Here is a 25,117-nt window from a genome sequence, read left to right on the forward strand (position 1 = left end):
AGCATGCTTGCCGCCCATTTGCCGCCGCTGGCCGATTCGCTGTTCAGCCTGCTGGCGATCTGCAGCCTGCTGCTGGCTTTCGTCATGCTGGGTTCGCGCTGGCTCAAGGATTACCTGCTCGCCTTTGCCGCGGAGTCATGGCTGATCGCCATTCTGTCGGCTGCTGTCGGCTACTACGGGCATTACACCGAGCTCTATCTCATCGCCGTGCTTACCGCGCTGTTCCGCGGAGTGGCGCTGCCCTGGATGATCCTGCGCGTAGTCGTGCGCCTGGACGTGGACCGCGAGCTGCATGAACGCCTGTCGCCCAGCATGAGCCTGGTAATAGGTGGGCTGCTGACGCTATTCGCCTTCGTGGTTTCCAATCACCTGGCCGCCAATCTAGGGGTCACAGGCACGGTCGCCGTGCTGGCCCTGACCGTGATGCTGTCGATGAAGCTGATCGGCTTCCTGATGCTGAGCGTGCGCGGCGAGGCCATCAGCCAGGTGCTGGGCCTGCTGGTGCTGGAAAACGGCATATTCCTGGGCAGCCAGATCCTGGTTCCGGGCATGCCGCTGCTGATCGAGCTGGTCATCCTGTTCGACCTGCTGGTGGTGGTGGCTTGCTTCGGCATCCTGGTGCGCTACCTGGCGGCGCATGCCGGCGCCACCAACGCCCGAGCCTTGCGCAAGCTGGTGGGGTGAGCTCATGGCCATCGCCTGGTGCATCGCCCTCATTTTGCTGGCCCCCTTGGCCGCGGCCTTGATCTGTGCCGTCGTGCGCCATGCCCGCGCCGCGGAATTCCTGAACCTGGCCGCGGCATTGCTGGCTTTCGCGGCCACGTTGCGGCTGCTGCCGCTGAGCTTGGGCGGCCCGTTGTATCTGCTCTCGAACTACATCGTGGTGGACCCCATCGGCGCCTGGGTGCTGCTGTGCGTGGCCAGCGTCTACCTGCTGGGATCCATCTACGCCATCGGCTACATGCGCAATGTGGGAGAAGACGCACGCCTGCATCGTTTTTATGCGCTGTATGCCGGGTTCGGATTCACCACGCTGGCCTGTCCTTTCATGAACAACGTCGGGGTGTACTGGATCGCCATCGAGCTCACCACGCTGGTGTCCACCTTCCTGGTGTGTTTCGAGCTGGACGGCGAAAGCATAGAGGCCGCCTGGAAATACATCGTGGTCGTCTCGGCCGGCATCAGCCTGGCGCTGCTGGGCACCGTGCTCTATTACTGGGGCGGCAGCCTGGTCTTGGGGCAGACCTACGACATGACATGGCAGGCGCTGCGCGAGGCGGCGCCGCACCTGGATCGCTCGATCGCCACTGCATCGTTCCTGCTGGTTACCATAGGCTTCGGCACCAAGGTCGGGCTGGCGCCCATGCACACCTGGCTGCCGGACGCCCACAGCGAGGGCCCGGCGCCGGTTTCCGTGATGCTGTCCGGCGCGCTGCTGAATACCGCAATGATAGGCATAGCCCGCTACCTGCAGATAAGCGACGCGGCGCGCCTCGGCCCGATACCCAGAACCGTGGTGGTGGCGCTGGGCGTGGCCTCGCTGTTCATCGCGGCGCTGTTTATCGTGCGCCAGACCAATATCAAGCGCCTGATGGCGTATTCCAGTATCGAGCACATGGGCGTGCTGGCCCTGGGCTTCGGCTTCGGCGGCCCGCTGGGCATCGCGGGCGCGCTCTACCACATGCTGAACCATTCCCTGAATAAATCGCTGATGTTCTTCGGCGCCGGCAATGCGGTGCAGTCCTGGGGAAGCCTGGAGATCAAGTCCATACGCGAAGTGCCCAAGCGCTGGGGCGCTCCGGGCTGGCTGTGGCTGGCCGGCGCAGTGGCCATCACCGGCGCGCCTCCCTTCGGCTTGTTCCTGAGCGAGATCGTGATACTGCGGGCGGGCCTGGCAAGCATCAACGGCTGGGCGGTGTTCGCAATGGCGGTGCTGCTCATCGTGATTTTTGCCGGCTTCCTGAATCATTTCCGGGCCATGTACTTCGGCCGCCCCGCGCCGGGCGCGGCCGGGACAGGCCCGGCTCCGGGGCGGGAATCGCGCGGGCCGCATACGGCAGGCGGCGGCCCGTTGGCGCCGCTGCGCCTGTGGTGCGTGGTCCCCATGTGGCTGGCATTCATCCCGCTGCTGGTACTGGGGCTGTGGTGGCCCGACGCCATCTTGCGCTTTTTTGCCACGGCCGCGGCGAGCCTGGGCATGGGAGGCGGAACATGAACCCGCCGCGGATCGAAGACATGGATACAGGCGATTTGCAGGCGCGCTGCAAACTGCTGGTGGAACACAGCGGCACCATGCTGTTCGCCTATGCATGGCTGCCGCCGGGGGGCCGGGGCCAGCCGGAATTGCGCTACGTCGTGCAGGAAACCACCAAGTCGCCGCTATGCGTCTGGCGCTGCCGCCCGGATGCCCGCGGCGTGCCGAGCCTGGCGGCCTTGCAGCCGCTGATGTCGTGGTACGAGCGCGAGATCACCGATATGTGCGGCCTGGCCTTCGAGAACCAGCCGCAGCCCGAGCCGCTGATATTCCTGCCGGGCGCCGAAATGAGCCAGCCGCCGCTGGATGCTTCGGGCCGCGAGCCGCTGTTGAGCTATCGCGCCGTGCCTTACGAGCTGCCCGAAATGTCCGGGCCGGATCGCGACGACATCCAGCAATTGCCCTTCGGGCCGGTGCGCGCCGGGGTGGTCGAGTCGGCGCAGTTCGTATTCTTCTACATCGGCGAGGCCATACTTCACTATCACGCCCAGTTGTTCTTCAAGCACCGCGGCATGGAAAAGCGCTTCGAAGGACAATCGCCGGAACTCGCGGTATTGCTGGCCGAGCGCGTATCGGGCGTGGGCTCGGTCGCCCATGCCCTGGCATACAGCCAGGCGGTGGAGGCCGCGGCCGGCTGCGAGGTGCCCGAGCGCGCGCAGGCCCAGCGGCTGGTCCTGGCCGAGCTCGAACGGCTCTACAACCACTTGCATTATCTGGCGCACCTGAGCCACACCACGACGCTCAAGGTGGGCGAGGCCGAAGGCCTCTACCTGGAAGAACTCGCCAAGCAAATCAACGGCAAGATCTGCGGCAGCCGCTTGCTGCGCAGCGTGATCGTGCCCGGGGGGCTGCGCCGCGAGCTGTCGCTGCGCAACCTGGAGTCCGAGCTCGACGCGCTGCACAAGCAGATTTCCACTTACATGCGCATGCTGGAAAGCAGCACGCCGCACCTGGACCGGCTGATTACCAACGGCATCCTGGGCGGCCGGGCCGCCTATGACCAGGGCGCCACCGGCCCCATCGAACGGGCCAGCGGGCGCGAGCGAGACTTGCGCAGCGACCAGGCCTATGGCGGCTACGAGCATTGGCCGGTGCGTGTGGCGAGGGCGCATGCGGGCGACGCCCATGCCCGACAGCAAGTGCGGATTGCCGAGATCGAGCACAGCCTGGAAGTGCTCAGCCATGTGCTGAACCAGATGCCGCGCGGCCCGGTGCGCAGCCCTTGCGTGGCGCGGGCGCATGCCGAAGGGCTGGGTTGGGCCGAGTCGCCGCGCGGGGGCCTGTTCTATGCGGTGCACATGGGGCCGGAAGGCCGCCTGGCGCGCGTCAAGATCAAGTCCCCCAGCTTTTCCAACTGGCGCGTGTTCCCGTTTACCGTGCATGACAGCAACATGATGGATTATGCGATCAATGAAGCGAGCTTCGGCCTGACCATGGCCGGCTGCGACCGCTAGGAGCGGGCCCGTACCGAAAGAGGCGGGCGCTTTCCCTGCGGGCCCGCTGCGAGCAACAGGAGAACGACATGCCCTTGTGGACTTTGTACGGCTTGATGCAAGGCAAGGCCAGCACGGCCTGGCCCCGTTCGGGCAACGAGGGGCAGGAAGGTGTGCTGGGCATGCCGCGCTACGACCCCGAGTTGTGCGAGGATGGCTGCAGGCGTTGCGTCGACGCCTGCCTGCCGCATGCCATCACTCTGGCAGCCGACGGGCCGCAAGGGCGGCTGGACGTGGATTACGGGCGCTGCATCGTATGCCAGGCCTGTGTCGAGGCTTGCCCCAGCGGAGCCTTCAGCGCTTCGGGCGACTGGGCCTTCGGCGTGCGCCGGCGCGAAGACCTGGTATGGGCGCAGGCGCTGGCCTCGCATGAGGCGGGCCGGCTCCGGGATACGGTCCGGCGAGTCTTCGGCAGGAGCCTGCACGTGCGCCACGTCGACGCGGGTTCCTGCAACGGCTGCGAGTCGGAGCTCCAGGCCCTGAACAATCCGTTCTACAACCTGCATCGCCTGGGCATATTCTTCACGCCGTCCCCGCGTTTCGCCGATCTGCTGCTGGTGACCGGGCCGGTGACGTATGCAATGCGCGGCCCCTTGATGGAAACCTACGAAGCCATGCCGGCGCCGAAATTCGTCATGTCCATGGGAACCTGTGCGGTATCGGGCGGCGTGAACGGCGGCGGCTATGCTTGCGGCAATGGCTTGGACGGCATGCTTCCCGTCGACGTCTATCTGCCGGGCTGCCCGCCCAATCCGGCAGCCATTATCCAGGCCTTGCTGTTGCTGCTCGAGCGCGGTGCCCAGCAGGTGCACGGGGGCCGAATGGATCGAGGAGGCCAGGATGGCTGAGGGATTTCTTGTCATCTTCGTTTTGTTTGTCCTTGGCCTGTTGGCGGCGCTGTACAAGCGGACTGCCGCGGCCCGCTGGCTGATCGCCACGGGCGCAGCATTGGCCGCCATCCAGGCTGCCTGGGCGCTGCATGCGGGCACGCAGGGCTTCGGCGTGGCCTTGGCGCTGGCCGGCCAGCCCATGCGCTTCGCGTATTCCACCGACGCGCTCTGGCTGATGTTCTTCGGATTTGCGCCGGCCACGCTGGCCGTGGCCTTGTGCACCCCGGCACGGCAGGGTTCGGCCGGATGGCTGTTCGGGGTGGCCGTGTCCCTGCTCGGCGCGTTGGGCGTGTACGGAGCGCAGGATGCCTACGCATTCTTGATCGCCTGGGAACTCATGAGCCTGGGCGGGGCTGCCATGTTGCTGTCCGAATCGCTGTCGGCCCAGTCGGGGCAGGCCAGTCTGTTCATGCTGGCGCTGCTGGAAGTAGGCGCTGTGGCCCTGTTGCTGGCTTGCCTCATCCTGGGCCACGCCGCCCACGGCGCCATGGGCTTCGCGCAATTCCCGCAGGCCGCGCGAGGCATGTCCGGAGGGCTCAAGATATTCCTGGGCTTGCTGTTGCTGGCAGGGTTCGGCGCCAAGCTGGGCCTGCTGCCTTTCTACGAATGGTTCGCCGGAGCCTATGCTTCGGGCAGCGGCGCCTCGGGAGCGATTTTGTCGGGGGTGATACTCAATGCCGCATTCTTTGCGCTTGCGCGCGGGCTGGTCCAGTGGCTGCCCGGCGGGGGCCTGTGGCTGCTGATACTGGGGGCAGTGGTGACGGCGATCGGCGTGCTCTCGGCCATCTTCACGGTGCTGCATGCGTTGCAGCAGAACGACTGGCGCGCGCTCTTGTCATTGTCTACGGCCGAGAACGCGTCGGTTGCGGTGACGGCCCTGGGGGCTTGTCTCATATTCCGCGAAAATGGCCATGCGGATCTGGCGGCGCTCGCCTGGACGGTCGCCTTTCTGCATCTGGCCGGCCACGCGCTTGCCAAGGGCGGCTTGTTCTTGTGCGCCGACGGCATTTATCGCTCGGTGGGACGCTACACCATCGAGCAGCGCGGCTGGTTGCGCAGGGCCGGGCCGGCGCTCGGGGTAGGCGCCTTGTGCTGCGCGATGAGCCTGGCGGCCATCCCTCCGCAAATGGGTTTCGTCAGCGAATGGTTCACCTTCCAGACTGTGTTCCAGGGCTTCCACCTCGACGATCTGGGCAGCAAGCTGATCCTGGCGCTGGCCGGCGCCGGCTTGGCGCTCACGGCCGCAGTGGCGCTGGCCACTTTCATCAAGCTGTTCGGGGTCGGCCTGCTCGGCGCGCGCCCGGCGGGCGACCGGCAGCCTTTCCCGAAGCGCTATGGCTGGTGCGTGCTGGCGCTGGGCCTGGGCGTGCTGGTGTGCGCCGCGGGCCTGCCGGTCTGGATCAAGGCGCTGGACGACATAGACTTTGCGATCTTCGGGGCTCACGGCGCCGCAGCCATGGCCGACAACTGGATATTGGTGCCTCTGACCAATACCTTTGCCTTCATATCGCCGTCGAAGCTGGTGATCGCCATGCCGCTGCTGGCGACCATTCCCTTGCTATTGCTATGGGCCGGCTGGCGCCGCCGCCCCAGGCGGGCGCGGGTCTGGTATGGCGGCATGATCGAAGACCCGCAACGCGCCGCGACCTCCTCGCTCAGTTTCGCCAATGCCTTGCGCAATTATTACCGTTTCATTTATCGGCCGGTGCAGAGCGCCGTGCGCACGCATGGCGCGAATGTGTATTTCCTGCAAAGCCTGGATTTCCGCCACGACGTCGCCAATATGTTCGAAACCATATTGTTCGACCCGCTGAGGGAATTCGTGTGGCGCCTGGCGGGAGGCCTCAGGCGCCTGCAATCGGGCGACTTGAATTTCTATCTGTCGTTCATCGGCCTCTTGCTTGCGGCCATCCTGTTCCTGACCTTGTGGCAGTAGCCTGGGACGGGCCCCTCGATCTGCCGATTTCGCGGGTGTTGCGTGGGTGTTTTATCGACAGCGATGTATATTCAATGTTAAAATACGTGCAAGGAGATGGCATTCCTCCTTCAACCGCTGATCCCATCGGCTGATGATGCCTGCGAAGCTCTGTTCAGGAGATCGTAATGCTTCATGCAGCCAGCCAATTCCAGTTCCTATCCCATTCCCCATCGATCTTGTTCGGCTCGGCCTTGTTGCTTGCCGGGTCGTGGTATCGGTTTTTCAGACGCCCCGAAACGCGCAGCGCTACACGCGCGCAGTGACCGTGCCGATCGCGCCGCCGAGCCGGCGACCTGCGAGTACGCAGCAGTTCCGATGCACGGCCTTGTTGCGAGGCAGGACATGCCGCGGCGTATCGCCGATCCGGGCCTGAAGGGGAAAGCCTATGGACTTCGACAGCATATTGTTCCAGAAAGCCGATGAAGGCTTGCGGGTGCAAGCCTTGCCTGCGCCCGATTTTTTCGTCGACCTGAGCCTGGACAAGATCGTCGCCACGGCCATTGCGGGCAAGGAAGAATACGATCTCGCGCCGTTCTTTCGCGCACCGCTGGGCGATCTCGCAGCCATACGCTATCGCAACGAGATCATGCAGGACCTCGAGGGCGGCAGCCTGATCGACCACGTACGCGCCTTCGCCCAGGCCATGCGCGATATGCGCGAGCGGCTGCAGCAAGCCGAAAAGCTCTACTACAAGTACCAGAAGCAATGGTGGTTTCTGGACGCGGTCCGCACTTACTGTGATGGCGTCATCGCGTTTTCCCGCGACGTGGCCGCCGACCGGCCGCGGTCCGCGGGCATGGCGGCCTTGCGCGACTACCTGTCCGCCTATGTGCAGGGCGCTGCCTTCCGAGCCCTGCAGGAGCAGACTGCCGCGGTCATCGGCGGCTTGGCGGGGGTGCGCTACTGCATGCACATCCATGGCGACACGATCGAAGTCCTGCCCTATGAGGAGGAGCCCGACTACAGCGCGGTGGTCGGCAAGACTTTCGAAAAATTCAAGCTTGGAGCCGTCAAGGATTACCGCATCAAGTTTTCCGAATGGCCGGACATGAACCACATCGAGGCGCAAGTGCTCGACCTGGTGGCGCGGCGCAACCCGGAAGTCTTTGCGCAGTTGGAGGCATATTGCGCGTCCAACAAGGGCTACCTTGACGCGGTGATCGCGCGCTTCGACCGCGAGGTGCAGTTCTATGTAGCCTGGCTCGAGCACATTGCCCGCCTGCGGCGCTCGGGCCTGAAATTCTGCTACGCGGAGATGTCCGACTCCGACAAGTCGCTGCTTAGCGAAGACGGCTTCGACCTGGCCCTGGCCTACAAGCTGGCGCAGGACGGCTCGCCCGTGGTGTGCAATGACTTCCATCTCGAGGGCAAGGAGCGCATAGTCATCGTCTCCGGCCCCAACAACGGCGGCAAGACCACGTTTTCCAGGACGTTCGGGCAGTTGCACTACCTGGCCAGCCTGGGCTGTCCCGTGGCGGGCAGCCGCGCCAGGCTGTTCCTGCCGGACCGCATCTATACGCACTACGAGCGGGAAGAAAACATCAAGAATCTGCGCGGCAAGCTGCAGGACGATCTGGTGCGCATCCACGACATCCTGCAAAAAGCGACGCCTCGCAGCATCGTCATCATGAACGAGATCTTCACGTCCACGACCACGCAGGATGCGCTCGTCCTCAGCCGCAGCGTGCTGGAGCATCTCATCGAACAGGACATTATTGCAGTCTGCGTCACTTTCCTGGACGAGCTGGGCACGCTCAGCGACACGATCGTCAGCATGTCCAGCACCATCGTCCCCGACAACCCCGCGCAGCGCACCTACAAGGTCGTGCGCAAGCAGCCCGACGGGCTCGCCTATGCGCTGTCCATCGCCGAGAAGTACCGGCTTACCTACGCTTTGCTGAAGGAGCGGCTGCAATCATGAAAGCCTTCCTCATGTACAGGGACCGGGATTTCGACTTGAACCGCAAGTTGCCGGCCAACGAATGGATCCTGACCCAGGACCTGGAGCTCAACACCCTGTTCGGCGCCATGGCGCGCGACGACAAGTTCCTGTTCGACGTATCCAGGCACGCGATCCTGTCGGCCATGTCCAACGATGTGGACACGATTCTGTATCGCCAGGCGGTGTTGCGCGATTGCCAGAAGAATGCGGAGCTGGTCAAGAGCATCTACGCCTTGGCGCTGGACGCGATTGAAAAGGAAAAAAAGGTTTATTACGGTTTTTTCGGGAAATATCCGGCCGCAGTCTTGAGCCGCGCCATCGAAGTGCTGCAAACGTTCATTGCCGCACTAAAAAGCTTGCGCGCGACTGCCGAGCAGCATGCGGGCGAGTTCGAGTCCGAGGGCTTCGGCAACTTTTTCGCCATGCTCAAGAGAGAGCTCAGCGACGAGTATTTCGACGAAATCCAGGGGCACTTGAAGACATTAAAATTCCGTGACGGCGTCCTGGTCAGCGCGGAACTGGGCCAGGGCAACAAGGGCACGCACTATGTGCTGCGCCAGCCGGCGCAAAACCGGCGCTGCTGGCTTAAAAAGCTCTTGCCGCATCGTAAATCGCCGTTCGCATTCACCATCGCCGAGCGCGACGAGAACGGTGCGCGTGCGCTGTCCGAGCTCAAGGACAGGGGCATCAATATGGTGGCCAATGCGCTGGCGCAATCCACCGACCACATCCTGAGCTTCTTCACGCTGCTGCAGACCGAGCTGGCGTTCTACATAGCCTGCCTGAACTTGCACGACACCCTGGCGCGCAAACAAGAGCCCCTGTGCCTGCCCGTGCCCGTCGGCAGCGACCGGCACCTGCACGCCTTTCGCGGCCTGTACGACATCTGCCTGTCGCTGCACATGTCCAAAAGAGTGGTGGGCAATGATTTCGAGGCGGAGCCCGAACACCTGGTGATTGTCACCGGCGCCAACCAGGGAGGCAAATCGACCTTTCTGCGCAGCGTCGGGCTGTCGCAGTTGATGATGCAATGCGGCATGCACGTGGCAGCCGAATCCTATACCGCCAATGTCTGCGACGGCTTGTTCACTCATTACAAGCGCGAAGAGGACACCACCATGAAGAGCGGCAAACTCGATGAAGAACTGAGCCGCATGAACGACATCGTCGACCAGATCACCACGCATGCCATGGTGTTGTTCAACGAATCCTTCGCGGCAACCAACGAGCGCGAAGGTTCGGAAATTTCCCGCCAGATCACCGAGGCCTTGCTGGAGCAGGGAATCAAGATCGTCTTCGTCACCCATATGTACGAGTACGCGCACGATTGCTACGAACGCCGCCTTGCCGGCTCGTGGTTCCTGCGTGCGCAGCGCGAATCCGGCGGAACCCGCACCTTCAAGCTGGAATCGGGCGAGCCGCTGAAGACCGGCTATGGCGAGGATCTGTACAGCAAGATATTCGAATCGCCGCCGTCGGCGAGCAGTGCGGCGGCCATAGGAACCGGAGACGCGAATGGCTGACAATACCCGAATTTTGTTCCTGGTGGCCCAGGAAATCCTCGATTCCCGCGGCTATCCGACGGTGGAAGTATGCGCCGGCCTGCGAGACGGCACCGTGGCTTCGGCGGCGGTGCCTTCGGGCGCATCGACGGGCAGGTACGAAGCCATGGAAAGCCGCGATGGCGACCCCGGCCGCTACGAGGGCCGCGGGGTGCTGCATGCGGTGGCCAATGTCAACGACGTCATCGCCCCGGCGCTGGCGGGCATGCGCGCCGATGACCAGGCTGGCGTGGATGCGGCGCTGATAGAGCTCGACGGCACCGAGTACAAGCAACGCCTGGGCGCGAATGCCATCCTGGGCGTTTCCCTGGCCTGCGCCCGGGCCGCGGCGCGGGCGCGGAGGCAAGGCCTGTATCAATACCTGGGCGGCGGCCAGGCGCGCGTATTGCCTGTGCCCATGTTCAATGTGCTCAATGGCGGGGCTCACGCGCCGGACGGGTCCGACATCCAGGAGTTCAAGCTGATACCTGTCGGGGCGTCCAGCTTCGCGCAAGCCCTGCGCTTCGGGGCCGAAACCTATCATTGCCTCTATCACGTCCTGCGGGACGCCGGTTTGCCCACCACGGTGGGCGACGAAGGGGGATTCGCTCCTACGCTGAAGTCGAACGCAGAGTCCCTGGAGCTGATCCTGCGCGCCATAGAGCGGGCAGGCTACCGTCCCGGCGAACAGATAGCCATCGGCCTCGATCCGGCGGCCAGCGGCATGGTCAAGGACGGCCGCTATATTCTGAAGCGCGACGGACTGAACCTGTCCAGCGACGAAATGACCGATTACTGGGAAGACTGGATCGGCCGCTACCCCATCATATCGCTCGAAGACCCGCTGGCCGACGACGATTGGGACGGTTTCAGGAACCTGACGGCCCGCCTGGGCGACAGGGTGCAGGTCATCGGCGACGACTTGTTCGTCACCAACCGCAAGTTCCTGCAGCGCGGCATCGACAGCGGGGTATGCACCAGCATATTGATCAAGCCCAACCAGATCGGCACCATCACGGAGACGCTCCAGACCATTCGGCTGGCGCAACAGGCTCGCTACACCTGCCTGGTATCGCACCGTTCGGGCGAAACCTGCGACACCTCCATCGCCGACCTCGCCGTGGCCATGGACTGCAGGCAGATCAAGGCCGGCGCCCCGGCGCGCGGCGAACGAGTCGCCAAATACAACCGGCTGCTGCGCATCGAGCGCGAACTGGGCGACAAGGCCGTCTATGCCGGCAGATCGGCCTTTCCCCATCTGGGGGGAACCTGCACGGCAGCGCCGTGAATTGGACGCCCGCCGCACACGCGAAATCCTTGGGACGATGATGGTGCCGTCCGATCTCACTCGGGGTACCGGCGCAAATGGCGTTGCGGTGGGCTCCGCCGCAGAGGCGCCTGGCCCAGGCTGCGAGGTATGCGGGCAATTGGGCGAGGCGCACGACAAGTATCTGGCGCGTTTGCGCCGCGATGGCCGCATGCGGCGCGGGTTGACGCAGGCGCTGGTGGCCAGCATGGGATTCTGCCCCGGCCATGAGCAGTTGCTGCGCAGCGATCCCGAGTTGCGCGACTGGGTCGGCCTGCGCATCGATGAAGCCCGCGCGGGGTTTGCGTCGCTACTGAGCCGGACGCGGCTGCAGGACGAGGTATTGCAGGAAATCGTTTTTGGCGCCCGCAATCATTGTCCCGCTTGTCTGTACTGCCGGCGTCTCGCGGGGCACCGCATCTCCCGCAAGTTGCGGGACATCCAGGCAGGGCGGGACCGGGCCTCGGCGCTGCTGTCGGACCGGCTATGCTTCGAGCATGCGCGCCAATTGACCGAGCGCTGCGATGGCGGCGCCCTCAAGAGCCGGCTGCTGCGCGCCCTGCGGCGCAAGGGCAAGGCCATAATCGAACGTTTGCAGGCCCGCGCGGAAAGCGGCGCAAGCATGTGCTGCGATCCTCGCGACACGGCGGCGCTGGTGGAATATGTGTTCGACACAGTGCAGGCCGCATCCGATGCGGGGCAGGCGCCCGGCATGGACACGGTGTCCGGCGCAGATCTGGCGCTTTTTCGCGGCAGCGCGGCTGCAGGATTCGTCTCGTGCCCGGTATGCCGCGAACTGCGGCAGGCCCGGGCAAGTTGGCTGGACGCGGTGAGCTCGACCATACGCCTGGAGCAGCCTGCTTGGCTGGCGCTGCCGACTTGCGCCGAACATCTGGGAATCTGCCTGGACGGACAGACCACGGCCGGCCTGCGGGCGCTGGCGGGCGCATATATAGACGCTGCTTTTGCGGCTCGGCGCAAGCTCAAGCCCGTCGCGGCGCCGGCAAAGAAACGCTCGCGCAACTCCCTGCGCTGGTTCGATCCTCCCGCCAGGGCCGGGGCAGAACCGCCCGGCGGCGACGCCGCTGCGCACGGAGCCGCGCACCCGGAGGAAGATGGCGAAGAGCTTTCCTGCTATATGCGCCTGCATTGTCCGGGCTGCCAGGCTGCGGACATTGCCCTGCGCGGCGCCGTGTCGTCCTGGCTGCGTGCTTATGCCTGCGCCTCGCAAGCCGGGCAGGGCGGTCTGACCCGGCAGTTGTGTCTCAAGCATCTGGCCGAAGCCCTGATCTACGCGCCGCAGCAGAACCTGCGGGCCAGCATTCTTTCGAACTTGCAGGCGGGTGGCGGAGGCCACATTGCCTAGGACAGGGCCGCATATCGGTGCGCGGCGCCGCCGTGCGGCGCAGGGCCGCCACAGGCAGGCCGTGGCGGAGGGAATAGACCGTGCGGCCGCCGTGCCGGCCGCCGGGTTAACTGATGATCAGTACCAGCGCGCCCACCAGCCAGCAATAGAAAGCGAAGGGCCGCATAGCGTTGATTTCGTTGCGCTTGAACCAGCTCATCAGGGCCCAGACGCTGAGGTAGGCGACCACGCCGGCCACCACGGCGCCGAGCAGGGCGGTTTGCATGACCTGTGCTCCGCCTTGGTGGGCAAGCTTGGGGATTTCCAGGATGCTGGCCCCCGCGATGATCGGCGTGGCCAGCAGCATGGAATAGCGGGCCGCCGCAGCGTGGTTCAGGCCGGCCCAGAAGCCGGCGACCATGCTGGCCCCCGAGCGGGAAAAACCCGGTATCAAGGCGAGCGATTGGGCCAGGCCTATGCCCAGAGCTTGCGGCAGGCTGAGCTCGGTCAGTTCGCGAGTGCCGCGGCCGCGCACCTTTTCGCCTACGAACAGGATCACGCCGTTGACGATCAGGAACACGGCGGCGGAGGTCACATCCGAAAAAATGCCTTTCAAGGCTTTTTCGAAGATCAGCCCGATCAAGGCCGCGGGCACCGTGCCGACCACCACCAGCAGCAGTTCGCGCCGCGCCACGGCATCGCGTCCGCCCAGCACGCTGCGGGCAAAGGCGATCCAGTCCTTGCGGAAATACAGCAGCAGGGCGATGGCGGTGCCCAGGTGCAGCATCACCACTACCGGCAGGAAGTGGATCTTGAGGAATTCGGGGGTGAGATTCCAGCCGAAGGCCCAGGGCGTCAGCACCGCGTGGGCCACGCTGGAAATAGGAAACAGCTCGCTCACGCCTTGCACGATGGCGAGCAGGATGATCTGGAAGTGGGACATGGGGAAACCGGAGAGATGCGGGTGGCGGAATTGTAGCGGCCCGGCGAGCCGCCAATTATTGCCGAAAGTAAATGGGCCGAACGGATCGCAAGCATGGGCGCCGGCCGGCATAGGGCTGGAATGCGGTCTTGCGGCAGCTTTTTTGCAGGGGCGGAGCTTGCGGCCTCGTAGACATCGCAAACCTACCCGTGTTTACCCTAGGATCACGCCTGTGTCGCACTCCTGTCAATTTTGCAAGGTATCCTGCCGAGCCGCGCGGATACTGCTTATGCGGCGTTTTTCGCAGTCTCGCACATAATTTCACTCTTGTTGCACGGATGTGCAATATCTCGTATAGTCACCCTGCAATTTTTGCAGACCATGCCCCTGAGGGCCTGTGATTCCATGTCATGGAGCGCAGGGCGCGGGAATCGTTATTCACAAACTGTCGGCGCACCGGACCGCTATCACTATGCGAAAAGGGCGGGTCGGCAGCGGTACGCGGGCTAGTTGCGCACCGCCGCTATACGCGACTCGCTGCGTCGTACGCCATCCGCCGCCATGCTCGGGCGGGACTAGGCTCAAGGAGACCTCCATGCGTTTCAATTTCAAACCCCTGGCAGCCGCGACGCTGATGATGGCGGCCGCAAGCTCTGCGCACGCCGTTACCGAAATCACGTGGTGGTATTCGAATACCGGCGCCTTGAGCGACCGCATCCAGGCCATGGTGGCCGATTTCAACAAGAGCCAGCCCGACTATAAAGTAAAGGCTATCTACAAGGGTGGTTACGACGAGTCGATGGCGGCGGCGATCGCGGCCTATCGCGCCGGCAACGCGCCCAACATCCTGCAGGTGTTCGAGGTCGGCACCGCCACCATGATGCATGCCAAGGGCGCCATTGTTTCCGTCACCAAGCTGATGAAGGACGCCGGCGAGAAGTTCGATCCCAAGGCCTATGTGCCCGCGGTGGCCAGCTACTACACCACCAACAAGGGCGAGATGCTGTCGCTGCCTTTCAACAGCTCGACCACGGTGTTCTTCTATAACAAGGACATGTTCGCCAAGGCGGGGCTGGATCCCGAAAAGCCCCCGGTCACCTGGGCTGACGTGCTGGCCGACGCCAAGAAGCTCAAGGCCAGCGGCGTGCAGTGCCCGTACACCACCTCCTGGCAGTCGTGGGTCGAGCTGGAAAGTTTCTCGGCCTGGCACAACGTGGCGTTCGCCAGCGAAGACAACGGCATGGGCGGCCTGGGCGCCAGGCTGGAATTCAACAGCCCGCTGCATGTGCGCCACATCCAGAACCTCGCAAACTGGGCCAAGCAGGGCCTGTTCGTCTATTCCGGCCGCAAGACCGAGGGCGACTCCAAGTTCTTCACCGGCAAGTGCGCGATGCTGACCTCGTCCAGCGCTACCTACGGCAATATCGTCAAGAACGCGCAGTTCAAATTCGGCGTGTCGCCGCTGCCGTACTATGCGGACGTCAAGGGCGCGCCGCAGAACACCGTCATCGGCGGCGCCTCGCTGTGGGTCATGAGCGGCAAGAAGCCGGACGAATACAAGGGCGTGGCCAAGTTCTTCGAATACCTGTCGAAGCCCGAAGTTCAGGCCGAATGGCACCAGGCCACCGGCTACCTGCCGGCCACTATCGCAGCGTATGAATTGACCAAGAAGTCGGGCTTCTACAAGACGCATCCCGGCACGGACGTCGCAGTCAAGCAGATGATCGTCAAGATCACCGACAAGTCGCGCGGCATCCGCCTCGGCAATTTCGTGCAGATCCGCGGCATCATCGACGAAGAGCTCGAAGGTGTCTGGGCCGGCAAGAAGACCGCCAAGCAGGCGCTGGACAGCGCCGTGGAACGCGGCAACAAGCTGCTGGTGCGCTTCCAGAAGGCCAATCAGTAGCCTGCGCAGCAGACGCGCCGGCAAGCCACGTTCCCTGCCGCCCGGCGGGGGGCTCGGGCGGCCGGCGCCCGACGACGCTACGCACCGCCGCGCCTCATTGAATATTCGCTATGGAAAAACGCGCCCGCTTCAAATCCTACTGGCTACCTTATGCGCTGGTCGCTCCGCAGATCATCGTATCGCTGCTGTTCTTCTTCTGGCCTGCCATCGAGGCCCTGTACCAGTCGGTGCAGATGCAGGATGCATTCGGGCTTTCCTCGCAATTCGCCGGCCTGAGCAATTTTTACGACCTGTTCCAGGACGGCAGCTATCTCGCGTCGTTCAAGACCACGGCTATCTTTTCCGTCAGCGTCGCTTTCTTCGGCATGACGCTGTCGATGATCCTGGCGGCTTTCGCCGACCGGGCCTTGCGCGGCTCGGCGTTCTACCGCACCTTGCTGATCTGGCCCTACGCGGTGGCCCCCGTCGTGGTGGGCACGCTCTGGAGCTTCATGCTGTCGCCGGGACTGGGCATCATCGCCGTGGCGCTGGAACACTTCGGCATACACTGGGACAGCACGCTCAATGGCACCGATGCGATGATACTGATCGTCATCGCCGCCATCTGGAAGCAGCTCAGCTATAACTTCCTGTTCTTCCTGGCGGGCCTGCAGTCGATCCCGAAATCCCTGGTCGAGGCCGCGGCAATCGACGGCGCGGGCCCGGTGCGGCGCTTCGCCACCATCGTCTTCCCGCTGCTGTCGCCCACCACATTCTTCCTGCTGGTGATGAACATCGTCTATGCGTTCTTCGACACCTTCGGGATCATCGATGCCACCACGCAGGGCGGCCCGCAAAAAGACACGCAGATCCTGGTGTACAAGGTGTTCTTCGACGGCTTCCGCGGCGGCGACATCGGCAGCTCGGCGGCGCAGTCCGTGGTCTTGATGACCGTGGTGATCACGCTGACGGTTCTCCAGTTCAAGTACGTCGAACGCAAGGTGCAGTACTCATGATCGAACGCCGTCCCGTCCTCGATTTCATCGGCCACGCCGTGCTGCTGTGCGGCGCCGCGCTGGTCGCGTTTCCCCTCTACATCGCTTTCGTGGCCAGCACCCAGAGCGCCGAGCAGGCGGCCCAGGCGCCGCTGTCGCTGATACCGGGCACGCAGCTCATCCACAACTACGTGCAGGTATTCGTCAGCGGCTCGTCGGGCCACGTCGACGTAGGCTCGATCGGCCGCATGATGTGGGTCAGCCTGGTGTCCGCGCTGGGCATCGCGTTCGGCAAGATAGCCATCTCGATGCTGTCGGCGTTTGCACTGGTGTATTTCCGCTTTCCTGGCCGCAGTGTGGTTTTCTGGCTGATCTTCCTGACCCTGATGCTGCCCATCGAGGTGCGGATCACGCCGACCTACCAGGTGGTGTCCGACCTGGGCATGCTCAACAGCTACGCCGGCCTGACGATTCCGCTGATCGCCTCGGCCACCGCCACGTTCCTGTTCCGGCAGTTCTTTCTTACCGTGCCCGACGAGCTGGCCGAGGCCGCGCGCATCGACGGCGCGGGTCCGATGCGCTTTTTCAAGGACGTGTTGTGGCCGCTGTCGCGCACCAATCTGGTGGCGCTGTTCGTCATCATGTTCATATACGGCTGGAACCAATACCTGTGGCCGCTGCTGGCCACCACCGACCAGAGCATGTACCCCATAGGCATCGGCATCAAGCGGCTGATCTCGGGCGGCGACTCGGCGGTGGAGTGGAACGTGGTGATGGCCACACTGATACTGGCGATGCTGCCGCCGGGCCTGGTCGTGGTGTTCATGCAGAAATGGTTCGTTAAAGGGTTGGTCGATTCCGACAAATGACATGGCACAAGTACATCTGAAAAACGTCACCAAGTCCTACGGCAAGGGCGACAAGGCGCTCGAGGTCATACACGGCATCTCGGTGGATATCGCCGATGGCGAATTCGTCGTGATGGTCGGTCCTTCGGGCTGCGGCAAGTCGACGCTGCTGCGCATGGTCGCCGGCCTGGAAGAAATCACCGGCGGCGAGATCGTGATCGGCGAACGCGTGGTCAACCAGTTGGAACCCAAGGACCGCGACATCGCGATGGTGTTCCAGAACTACGCGCTGTACCCGCACATGAGCGTCTACGACAATATGGCCTACGGCCTGAAGATCCGGCGCTTTTCCAAGGCGGACATCGAGCAGCGGGTGCGCAAGGCCGCGGAAATCCTCGAACTGGCCACGCTGCTGCAACGCACGCCGCGCCAGTTGTCGGGCGGCCAGCGCCAGCGCGTGGCGATGGGACGCGCCATTGTGCGCGAGCCTGCGGTATTCCTGTTCGACGAGCCTTTGTCCAACCTGGATGCCAAGCTGCGCGTGCAGATGCGCCTGGAAATCCAGAAAATGCACCGTACGCTGGGCACCACCAGCCTGTACGTGACGCACGACCAGGTCGAGGCCATGACGCTGGGCCAGCGCATGATAGTCATGAACGCCGGCAATGCCGAGCAGATCGGCACGCCGGTCGAGGTGTACGACAAGCCCAAGAGCACTTTCGTGGCCGGGTTCATCGGCTCCCCGCCCATGAACCTGCTGCACGGCAAGGTCGAGAGCGACGGCTCGGGCTTCATGCCGGGGGAGGGCGCCGCGATTCCCCTGCCGGCGGGCTGCCGCGCACCGCAAGGCCGCGAGTGCATCATGGGCATACGGCCCGAGCACCTGGTGCTGGGCCAGCCCGGCATGGCGCTGGCGGTGGAAATGGTGGAAGCCCTGGGTTCCGAACTGCTGGTATACGGCAAGACGGGCGGGCAGTCGGTGGTAGTGCGTACCGCCACTGGCACCCGCGTCGCGGTCGGCGACAGGGTCACGGCCGGCTTCGAGCCCGCCAGCGTCCACTGGTTCGACCCGCAGACGACACTCCGGCTGGATTGATCCGGCCGCTTGCATGCGGCTGCGGAACATACCCCTGCGGGGCATGTTCCTGGGCCCGGGCACGATGCCGCCAACCGGCATCGGCCAAAACATCGACCGAAAACCGCACACGAGGCACGAGACCGTGATGAAAAGCCCGCTACGTCAATTGATCCGGACCGGGCTGTGCCTGTTCGGTGCCCTGGCCCTGAGCACCGCCGCATCGGCGGCCATCCTGGGCACTCCGCCTTCATATATTCCGGCGCAGGCCAGCACGCCCCCGAATTCCCAGGCGATCACTACGATGATCTGGGCGCCGGGGCTGAACGACGGCTTTGTGCCGCAGGGCATCACGTACGCCGACGGCCATCTGCTGGTTTCCAGCTACCAGAGCGACAATCCCAAGGTCGGCGGCGGCCCGTGCCGGATATACCAGCTCGATCCTCGTACCGGGCGCACCACGGGCCGTTTCGACCTGCCACCCACGGTCAGGCACGCCGGCGGCATCGTCTACGCCGGCAAGGGCATGCTGATCGTCTCCGACACGCGGCGCCTGTACCGGATCGACCTGGCCAGGGCTTTCGCCGACGGCAATTCCGAACATGCCCTGCAGGGCACGATCTCGCTGGGCGGCGCGGTCAAGGGGTCTTTCGTCGATTTCCGCCAAGGGTCCATACTTACCGGAGCCTATGACAAGAAGGCGGAAGGCTCCAAGGTGTTCTACCTGCCGTACGCGCTGTTCGACCGCAAGACGGATACCGTGATCGACGAGCGCGCGGCCACCCGCAGCTTTTCCATCACGCCTATGGCGCAGGGCGCAGCCTTCGATGCCCAAGGCTATCTTTGGCTGGCCTTCAGCAACAGCAAGCATGGCTTGGTGCAGAAAGTCGACCCGGTGTCGGGTAAAGTGCTGGAACAGCACACGATGGTGAACGGCATCGAAGACATGGGCTTCGACCCCCAGGGAGGGTTGTGGGCGGTGTCCGAGGCGGGTTCGCCGCGCTGGTCGAAATGGAAGACCATATTTCCTATCGTATTCAGGATGGACGTAAGCAAGCTGCAGTGACGCGCCGGCCTGCTTTTGCCGTCCGCACCCAGGCTCGGAGCTACTCATGGACTCGATGACGCAAAACGACGCCGCGGCAAACCGTTCGGCCGACGAACCGGGCTTGTGGTCCAGCGCCATTACCGTTGCGCGGCTGTATTACTACCAGCAGATGACCACCACCGACATTGCGCGCGAGCTGGGCCTGTCGCGCTCCAAGGTGTCGCGCCTGCTGAGCTTTGCACGCGACAACGGGCTGGTCGAGATCCGCATCCACGACCCGCGCGAACATCCCGGGCAGCTCGAATCGCTGCTCAAAGAGCGTTTCGGCCTGCGCCGCGCGCAAGTGGTGTCGGTGCCCGAGTCGGCGGGCGAACTGGAATGGCTGCAGCGCGTCGCCAGCCACGCCGCGGCCTACCTGAACACGGTGGTCGCGTCGAACATGGTGATCGGCCTGGCCTGGGGCAACACGGTCAATGCCGTCGTCGAGCGCCTGACGCCCAAGGCCACGGTCAACGTCGATGTGGTACAGCTCAATGGCTCGGGAACGACGCAAAGCATGAGCAACGCGTTCAGCAGCAATATCATCATGCAGTTCGCGGCCAACTACGATGCGCGCCCGCAACCCTTTCCGGTGCCTGCCTTCTTCGAATACCCCGAAACCAAGAAGGCATTGTGGCGCGAGCGCAGCGTGCGCCGCCTGCTGGAAATGCAACAGCGCGCCGACATCATGCTTTTCAGCATCGGGGCGCTGTCGGCCGCGGTCCCCAGCCAGATCCACAGCGGCGGCTACCTCGAGCCGCAGGACATGGAATCCTTGATCGCCGACGGCGTGGCGGGCGACATCGCCACGGTGTTTTTTCGCGACGACGGCAGCTATCGCGACATCGCGCTGAACAAGCGCACCAGCGGCCCCGACCTGTCGCTGTTTCGCAAGGCCAGGCATTCGATCTGCGTCATCTCGGGGCTCAGCAAAATAGACGCCATCCGGGCGGCGCTGCGCGGGCGCTACGCCAACGAACTGATCATCGACGAGCCCACGGCGCGGCTGCTGGCTTCGTCCACGCCGGCGCCCAAGTGATGAGCGCCCGTTTTTTCTGCCTTTGCGTGAGGCCCGCCGGCGGCTAGCCTTATGACAAAACGGCCCCCAGGGCTCTAGGCCTGCATGTTTCCCGGTATTTCCGGGCCGCGCCCGGCGCGGCCTTTATGATCCTTCGACAAACCGACCCTTCGACCAACACCTTCTTTCGAGTTATCAATCATGTGGCCTTTTCCCAAGATCATCGCGCATCGGGGCGGCGGCACGCTCGCCCCTGAAAATACCCTGGCCGCTATGCGCTGCGGCTTCGAGCACGGCTTTCGCGCCGTCGAATTCGATGTGATGCTGGCCGCCGACCAGGTTCCCGTGCTGATGCACGACCCGGTCTTCGGCCGCACGGTCGCCGCCGGCGGCAGCGTGCCGGAATCGACCTCGGCGCAGTTGGTGACCATGGATGCCGGCGCCTGGTTCGATCCGCGCTACGCAGGGGAGCCTGTGCCGACCTTCCTGCAAATAATCGACTACTGCAATGCCAACGACATCTGGATGAACGTCGAGATCAAGCCCGCCCCGGGTTTCGAGACGGAAACGGGACGGGCCGCCGCGCAGTTGCTGCGCCAGCACCTGCCCAAAGGCGGCCGCATGCCCTTGTTTTCCTCGTTTTCGGCCGACGCGCTGCGAGCGGCCAAAGATGTTGCGCCGGAGATCCCGCGCGGTTTTCTGTCCAGCGCGGTGCCCGACGATCTGACAGCGATCATGCAAGACCTGGGCGCGATCGCTCTGCATACGAACTACAAGCACTTGACACGCGAGCAGGCGCAGGCGGTCAAGGCCCAGGGTTTCGGGCTGTTCTGCTATACGGTGAACGAACCCGAGCTGGCGCGCGAATTGTTGTCCTGGGGCGTGGATGCGTTCTGCACCGATCGCATCGACCTGATCGGCCCCGACTTTTCCTGAATGGCGCGAGGCGCGGTCTTCAGTGGCGCGCGGCCAGCAGGCGCCGCGCCACTTCGACGAAGCCGTCGCCGCAGCGCCCCTGTGTGACGTAGGCCGGCGGATGCTCGATATCGCCGATGAATTCGCGCACGTTGGCCACGCCGATCGACTTGGGAAAATAGCGGAACATCGGCGCATCGTTGGGCGAATCGCCCACGAATATATAGTCGCCGCGGGCGGCATCCAGGTCGATGCCGTAACGTTCCCGCATCAGTATGCGCGTCATCGTCAGTTTGTCGTATTCGCCGAACCAGCCGTTGACGTGTATCGAACTGACCTTGGCCGTCATGCCTGCACGGGTCATCAGTTCGACAATGCGCTCTACGCTCTCGCGCGGCAGCGGCGGCACGTCTTCGCAAAAGTCTATGGCCACGTCCGCCACTCGGCAGAACTGGTCCGAGGCAAGCGCGCAGCCCGGCACCTCGGCGAGTATCTCTTGCGCGATCTCGGCCAATCGGCGCGCATTGTGCGCGCGGGCCGGGGCATCCGCCAGGAAGCGCTGGCGCAGCTTGCGCGCCGGCTTGTCGTAATAGAAATAGAAAGCGCCGTTCTCGCCGACGACGGCATCGACCGGCCACATCCGCGCGATATGGTCGCACCACCCGGCGGGCCTGCCTGTGATGGGAACCACGGCCACGCCGCTATCGTGCAGCGCTTCCAATGCGGAATAGGTAGCGGCGGGCAGCTTGCCTTCGGTGGTGAGCGTGTCGTCGATGTCGGTGAAAACGCCCTTGACGCCGGCAAGCGCGGCGTCGGACAAGTCGGTCAATGGCAGCATGGGGAAACAGGGAAGGAAAGGGCAGGGGGCATTCGTCGCAGGGAATATTACAGGACCGGCTCAGCCGGCCATGTTCGCGGGTTCGGCCAGCGCTTGCTGCTCCGGTGCGCCGGACAAGAAATCGCTCAGCGCGGCGCGCTGTTCTGCGTTCATGTGCAGGCCGGTCTTGGTACGGCGCCATAATATATCGTCGGCCTCGTAGGCCCACTCGTGCTCGACCAGGTAGCGAACCTCGCGCTCGTACAGGCCGCCGCCGAAATGGCGTCCGAGATCGCCGGGTTCTTTGCTGTCGCCAAGCACATCGTAGGCCAGAGATCCATAGCGCCGCACCAGATCCGCGAGCAGCGTCGCGGGCAATTGCGGATAGCGCTCACCCAGGCGCGCCTGCAGCCCGGCTGCGCCGCCGGCGCCCATGTCCGCGCCGGGCAAGGCCTCGGTACCGGTCCATTTGCCGCGCCGCTCTCCCAGCCAGGGCTGCAGCTTGTCCAGCGCAGCTTCGGCCAGCCGGCGATAGGTCGTGATCTTGCCGCCGAAAATCGACAGTTGCGGCACGCTTTGGCCGCCGTCGTCCAGCACCAGGGTGTAGTCGCGCGTGACCGCGGAGGGATCGCCCTTGCCGTTGTCGTACAGCGGACGCACGCCGCTGTAGCTCCAGGCCACCATGTCCGGCGTCACCTTGTGTGGCGTGTAGCGGCTGACGGAGGTGCAAAGGTAGTCGATTTCATCGCGGCTGATGCGAGCGCCGTCGCCGACCGCGTCGACCGCCACGTCGGTCGTGCCTATCAAGGTGAATTCATGCTCGTAGGGAATCATGAAAATGATGCGCTTGCCGGCATCCTGCACGATATAAGCGTGTTCGCCCTCGTACAGCCTGGGCACGACGATATGGCTGCCCTTGACCAGGCGAACCTTGGCCGGGCTGGCGTTGCGGCCCAGCGTGTCGGCGACCTGGGTGACCCAGGGCCCGGCAGCATTGACCAGCATGCGGGCCCGCACTTCGTGGCGTTCGCCGCTGCGGCGGTCTTCGAGGCGGGCATGCCAGCGCCCGTCCACGCGCTCGGCGCCGCAAAAGCGCGTGCGCGGCAGGATGCGGGCGCCATGCGCGGCCGCCGAGCGCAGGTTCAATATCACCAGCCGCGCGTCGTCGACACGGGCGTCCGAATAGACGAAGCCCTTGCGGAATTCCGGCTTGAGCCCCGCGCCGTAGGGGCTGCCCGGCAGGCGCACGCCGCTGGATTTGGGCAGGGTGCTGCGGCCGCCCAGGCGATCGTACAGGAACAGGCCGAGGCGGATCATCCAGGCCGGGCGCAGGCCCTGCACATAAGGCATGACGAAGCGCAGCGGATGCGCGATATGCGGCGCGATGCTCAGCAACACCTCGCGCTCGGCCAGCGCTTCGGCCACCAGCCTGAATTCGTAGTATTCCAGGTAGCGCAGGCCGCCGTGAATCAGCTTGGTGCTGGCTGACGAGGTGGCGCCCGCGAAGTCGTCTTGTTCGCACAGGACGACGGACAAGCCGCGGCCCGCGGCGTCGCGCGCAATGCCCGCGCCATTGATGCCGCCGCCGACGACGAGTAGGTCAACTTCCGTAGGGACTTGCATGGTCGAGTGTCTTGGTTTCGTGACTGGGCCCATAACCGGGCTGGCGCCAGGCGAACGTGGCCGCCGCGTGTCGGATAAACAAGGACTATAAGTCACTTTGCACAAACGTGCAACGGTATTGAATAAATGTGCAACAAATCAAAATGCCCGATCCGCGAGGCGGGCAGACGTGCTGCGGATGGGTGGCTGCAGCAGGCATATTGGGGCTTGGAAAAGAGAAAAATGCGGTAGCGCCGGAGCCGCGGCACTCGCGCTGTCCGCGATGGGCAGGCCATACCCGCGCCGCGCTTGCCGGAACTTTCGAAGGCCTGGGAAGTCACTTGATATTGAAGAATGTGATGGACCGGCCGATACCCGCGCCTCAGTCGAAACGCGGGCCAGGCCGATCTTGAGCCCCGTCGCCCGCGCCCGCTGCGGCGCTCGACGCCGGGCCAGGGCAGCCGCGGGACGGGCGACGCAAGAACACCGAGCGCCAAGCCGCAGGCTGCCGCGTCCAATATGCATCGAGGTGCCAGCCATGAGCATTCATATTCATGAGTCTTCCCAGCTTCCCATCGATCCCGAGGGCCGCCGCCGTGTCCTGCTGGGTACGGCAGTGGCCATGGGAACGGTAGGCGTGGTGGCCACTGCCGTGCCGTTCGTCGACTCCATGACACCCAGCGCTCGAGCCAAGGCCGCCGCGGGCCCGGTGGAAGTCGATGTCAGCAAGCTGGCGGTCGGCGACATGATGACGGTGCAGTGGCGCGGCCGGCCGATCTGGATCATCCACCGCTCCAAGGAAGAGCTCGCCACCTTGCCGAAGATGGTCCCGCAGTTGGTGGATCCGTACTCGCACGAGCCGCAGCAGCCCCCGGAGATGAGCAATCTGCATCTGCAAGAGGGCATACGCGCGGTCAATCCCGAATACCTGGTGCTGGTGGGCATCTGCACCCACCTGGGCTGCATTCCCAGCTACATGCCCGAGCCCGGGTCGCTGGATGCGCGCTGGCCGGGCGGCTTCCTGTGCCCCTGTCACGGTTCGCGCTACGATCTTTCGGGCAGGGTGCTGGCGAACTATCCCGCGCCGCTGAACCTGCCGGTGCCGCCTTATTATTTCGAGACCGACACCCTGATCAAGATCGGCGTGCTCAAGGACGGCAAGGGCAGCGAGTGGCAGCCGAATACCTGGTAGCGGGTTCGGCGG

Annotated in this window: 20 protein-coding genes and 1 riboswitch; of the genes, 17 read left to right on the top strand and 3 right to left on the bottom strand. The window is 64.3% G+C overall.

Annotated features, from left to right (window positions below):
* The first annotated feature begins 3 nt into the window (after window positions 1-3).
* From KVP10_RS01295 to KVP10_RS01335, 9 genes are all read left to right on the top strand, one after another.
* Window positions 4-684, top strand: a complete 681-nt coding sequence (locus KVP10_RS01295; protein ID WP_217962654.1) for a hydrogenase — start codon at window positions 4-6, stop codon at window positions 682-684.
* Window positions 638-2,215 carry a proton-conducting transporter transmembrane domain-containing protein gene (locus KVP10_RS01300; protein ID WP_217962655.1) on the top strand — a complete coding sequence of 526 codons (1,578 nt, stop codon included), beginning with the start codon at window positions 638-640 and terminating at the stop codon, window positions 2,213-2,215. Before KVP10_RS01295 ends, KVP10_RS01300 begins: the two co-directional genes overlap by 47 nt.
* A 20-nt stretch (window positions 2,216-2,235) precedes the next feature.
* Entirely contained in the window at window positions 2,236-3,708 is a 1,473-nt protein-coding gene (locus KVP10_RS01305) for a hydrogenase large subunit (RefSeq protein WP_217962656.1), read from the top strand.
* A 68-nt stretch (window positions 3,709-3,776) separates the two neighbouring features.
* The gene (locus KVP10_RS01310; protein ID WP_217962657.1) at window positions 3,777-4,595 is read left to right on the top strand and encodes an NADH-quinone oxidoreductase subunit B family protein; all 819 of its coding nucleotides are present in this window, start codon (window positions 3,777-3,779) and stop codon (window positions 4,593-4,595) included.
* On the top strand, window positions 4,588-6,573 hold the full coding sequence (locus KVP10_RS01315; RefSeq protein WP_217962658.1) for a proton-conducting transporter transmembrane domain-containing protein: 1,986 nt from the start codon (window positions 4,588-4,590) through the stop codon (window positions 6,571-6,573). The genes KVP10_RS01310 and KVP10_RS01315 overlap by 8 nt, the downstream gene beginning before the upstream one ends.
* Window positions 6,574-6,656: 83 nt before the next feature.
* Window positions 6,657-6,723, top strand: a riboswitch (Fluoride riboswitch).
* Between the two features lie 277 nt (window positions 6,724-7,000).
* A complete protein-coding gene (locus KVP10_RS01320; protein ID WP_217962659.1) occupies window positions 7,001-8,536 on the top strand; it encodes a MutS-related protein in 1,536 nt (511 codons plus the stop codon).
* A complete protein-coding gene (locus tag KVP10_RS01325) occupies window positions 8,533-10,080 on the top strand; it encodes a MutS-related protein (protein ID WP_217962660.1) in 1,548 nt (515 codons plus the stop codon). Before KVP10_RS01320 ends, KVP10_RS01325 begins: the two co-directional genes overlap by 4 nt.
* Window positions 10,073-11,386 carry a phosphopyruvate hydratase gene (gene eno, locus KVP10_RS01330; RefSeq protein WP_217962661.1) on the top strand — a complete coding sequence of 438 codons (1,314 nt, stop codon included), beginning with the start codon at window positions 10,073-10,075 and terminating at the stop codon, window positions 11,384-11,386. The genes KVP10_RS01325 and eno overlap by 8 nt, the downstream gene beginning before the upstream one ends.
* A gap of 37 nt (window positions 11,387-11,423) precedes the next feature.
* Window positions 11,424-12,770, top strand: a complete 1,347-nt coding sequence (locus KVP10_RS01335) for a hypothetical protein (RefSeq protein WP_217962662.1) — start codon at window positions 11,424-11,426, stop codon at window positions 12,768-12,770.
* 106 nt (window positions 12,771-12,876) lie between these two features.
* Here the strand turns inward: KVP10_RS01335 and KVP10_RS01340 are convergent, their stop codons facing one another.
* On the bottom strand, window positions 12,877-13,692 hold the full coding sequence (locus KVP10_RS01340) for an undecaprenyl-diphosphate phosphatase (RefSeq protein WP_217962663.1): 816 nt from the start codon (window positions 13,690-13,692) through the stop codon (window positions 12,877-12,879).
* A 574-nt stretch (window positions 13,693-14,266) separates the two neighbouring features.
* Here KVP10_RS01340 and ugpB point away from each other — a divergent pair.
* The 7 genes from ugpB to ugpQ all read left to right on the top strand — a co-directional run bounded on the left by ugpB (window position 14,267) and on the right by ugpQ (window position 21,515).
* Window positions 14,267-15,577, top strand: coding sequence for a sn-glycerol-3-phosphate ABC transporter substrate-binding protein UgpB (gene ugpB / locus KVP10_RS01345; protein WP_217962664.1), 1,311 nt, complete (start codon window positions 14,267-14,269; stop codon window positions 15,575-15,577).
* Between the two features lie 110 nt (window positions 15,578-15,687).
* Window positions 15,688-16,572: a sn-glycerol-3-phosphate ABC transporter permease UgpA gene (gene ugpA / locus KVP10_RS01350; protein ID WP_217962665.1), complete on the top strand. Its 885-nt coding sequence runs from the start codon at window positions 15,688-15,690 to the stop codon at window positions 16,570-16,572.
* Window positions 16,569-17,420, top strand: coding sequence for a sn-glycerol-3-phosphate ABC transporter permease UgpE (ugpE, locus tag KVP10_RS01355; protein WP_217962666.1), 852 nt, complete (start codon window positions 16,569-16,571; stop codon window positions 17,418-17,420). Before ugpA ends, ugpE begins: the two co-directional genes overlap by 4 nt.
* A gap of 1 nt (window position 17,421) precedes the next feature.
* Window positions 17,422-18,495: a sn-glycerol-3-phosphate import ATP-binding protein UgpC gene (locus KVP10_RS01360; protein WP_217962667.1), complete on the top strand. Its 1,074-nt coding sequence runs from the start codon at window positions 17,422-17,424 to the stop codon at window positions 18,493-18,495.
* 127 nt (window positions 18,496-18,622) lie between these two features.
* Window positions 18,623-19,540 carry an NHL repeat-containing protein gene (locus KVP10_RS01365; RefSeq protein WP_217962668.1) on the top strand — a complete coding sequence of 306 codons (918 nt, stop codon included), beginning with the start codon at window positions 18,623-18,625 and terminating at the stop codon, window positions 19,538-19,540.
* 46 nt (window positions 19,541-19,586) lie between these two features.
* On the top strand, window positions 19,587-20,600 hold the full coding sequence (locus KVP10_RS01370; RefSeq protein WP_246600234.1) for a sugar-binding transcriptional regulator: 1,014 nt from the start codon (window positions 19,587-19,589) through the stop codon (window positions 20,598-20,600).
* Between the two features lie 180 nt (window positions 20,601-20,780).
* Window positions 20,781-21,515, top strand: coding sequence for a glycerophosphodiester phosphodiesterase (ugpQ, locus tag KVP10_RS01375; RefSeq protein ID WP_217962669.1), 735 nt, complete (start codon window positions 20,781-20,783; stop codon window positions 21,513-21,515).
* A gap of 19 nt (window positions 21,516-21,534) precedes the next feature.
* Here ugpQ and KVP10_RS01380 read toward each other — a convergent pair whose 3' ends face one another.
* Together KVP10_RS01380 and glpD are read right to left on the bottom strand one after the other, a co-directional pair.
* Entirely contained in the window at window positions 21,535-22,332 is a 798-nt protein-coding gene (locus tag KVP10_RS01380) for an HAD-IIB family hydrolase (RefSeq protein ID WP_217962670.1), read from the bottom strand.
* Between the two features lie 60 nt (window positions 22,333-22,392).
* A complete protein-coding gene (glpD, locus tag KVP10_RS01385) occupies window positions 22,393-23,934 on the bottom strand; it encodes a glycerol-3-phosphate dehydrogenase (RefSeq protein ID WP_217962671.1) in 1,542 nt (513 codons plus the stop codon).
* A 517-nt stretch (window positions 23,935-24,451) separates the two neighbouring features.
* Between glpD and petA the strand changes: the two genes are divergently transcribed.
* A complete protein-coding gene (petA, locus tag KVP10_RS01390) occupies window positions 24,452-25,105 on the top strand; it encodes a ubiquinol-cytochrome c reductase iron-sulfur subunit (RefSeq protein WP_217962672.1) in 654 nt (217 codons plus the stop codon).
* Window positions 25,106-25,117 lie beyond the last annotated feature (12 nt).

This window comes from Candidimonas humi (assembly GCF_019166065.1).
GTDB lineage: Bacteria > Pseudomonadota > Gammaproteobacteria > Burkholderiales > Burkholderiaceae_B > Candidimonas > Candidimonas humi.

Coding starts and splice junctions, on each gene's coding strand:
- KVP10_RS01295 (WP_217962654.1), top strand. CDS start 4: ATGCTTGCCGCCCATTTGCCGCCGCTGGCCGATTCGCTGTTCAGCCTG.
- KVP10_RS01300 (WP_217962655.1), top strand. CDS start 638: ATGCCGGCGCCACCAACGCCCGAGCCTTGCGCAAGCTGGTGGGGTGAG.
- KVP10_RS01305 (WP_217962656.1), top strand. CDS start 2,236: ATGGATACAGGCGATTTGCAGGCGCGCTGCAAACTGCTGGTGGAACAC.
- KVP10_RS01310 (WP_217962657.1), top strand. CDS start 3,777: ATGCCCTTGTGGACTTTGTACGGCTTGATGCAAGGCAAGGCCAGCACG.
- KVP10_RS01315 (WP_217962658.1), top strand. CDS start 4,588: ATGGCTGAGGGATTTCTTGTCATCTTCGTTTTGTTTGTCCTTGGCCTG.
- KVP10_RS01320 (WP_217962659.1), top strand. CDS start 7,001: ATGGACTTCGACAGCATATTGTTCCAGAAAGCCGATGAAGGCTTGCGG.
- KVP10_RS01325 (WP_217962660.1), top strand. CDS start 8,533: ATGAAAGCCTTCCTCATGTACAGGGACCGGGATTTCGACTTGAACCGC.
- eno (WP_217962661.1), top strand. CDS start 10,073: ATGGCTGACAATACCCGAATTTTGTTCCTGGTGGCCCAGGAAATCCTC.
- KVP10_RS01335 (WP_217962662.1), top strand. CDS start 11,424: ATGATGGTGCCGTCCGATCTCACTCGGGGTACCGGCGCAAATGGCGTT.
- KVP10_RS01340 (WP_217962663.1), bottom strand. CDS start 13,692: ATGTCCCACTTCCAGATCATCCTGCTCGCCATCGTGCAAGGCGTGAGC.
- ugpB (WP_217962664.1), top strand. CDS start 14,267: ATGCGTTTCAATTTCAAACCCCTGGCAGCCGCGACGCTGATGATGGCG.
- ugpA (WP_217962665.1), top strand. CDS start 15,688: ATGGAAAAACGCGCCCGCTTCAAATCCTACTGGCTACCTTATGCGCTG.
- ugpE (WP_217962666.1), top strand. CDS start 16,569: ATGATCGAACGCCGTCCCGTCCTCGATTTCATCGGCCACGCCGTGCTG.
- KVP10_RS01360 (WP_217962667.1), top strand. CDS start 17,422: ATGGCACAAGTACATCTGAAAAACGTCACCAAGTCCTACGGCAAGGGC.
- KVP10_RS01365 (WP_217962668.1), top strand. CDS start 18,623: ATGAAAAGCCCGCTACGTCAATTGATCCGGACCGGGCTGTGCCTGTTC.
- KVP10_RS01370 (WP_246600234.1), top strand. CDS start 19,587: ATGGACTCGATGACGCAAAACGACGCCGCGGCAAACCGTTCGGCCGAC.
- ugpQ (WP_217962669.1), top strand. CDS start 20,781: ATGTGGCCTTTTCCCAAGATCATCGCGCATCGGGGCGGCGGCACGCTC.
- KVP10_RS01380 (WP_217962670.1), bottom strand. CDS start 22,332: ATGCTGCCATTGACCGACTTGTCCGACGCCGCGCTTGCCGGCGTCAAG.
- glpD (WP_217962671.1), bottom strand. CDS start 23,934: ATGCAAGTCCCTACGGAAGTTGACCTACTCGTCGTCGGCGGCGGCATC.
- petA (WP_217962672.1), top strand. CDS start 24,452: ATGAGCATTCATATTCATGAGTCTTCCCAGCTTCCCATCGATCCCGAG.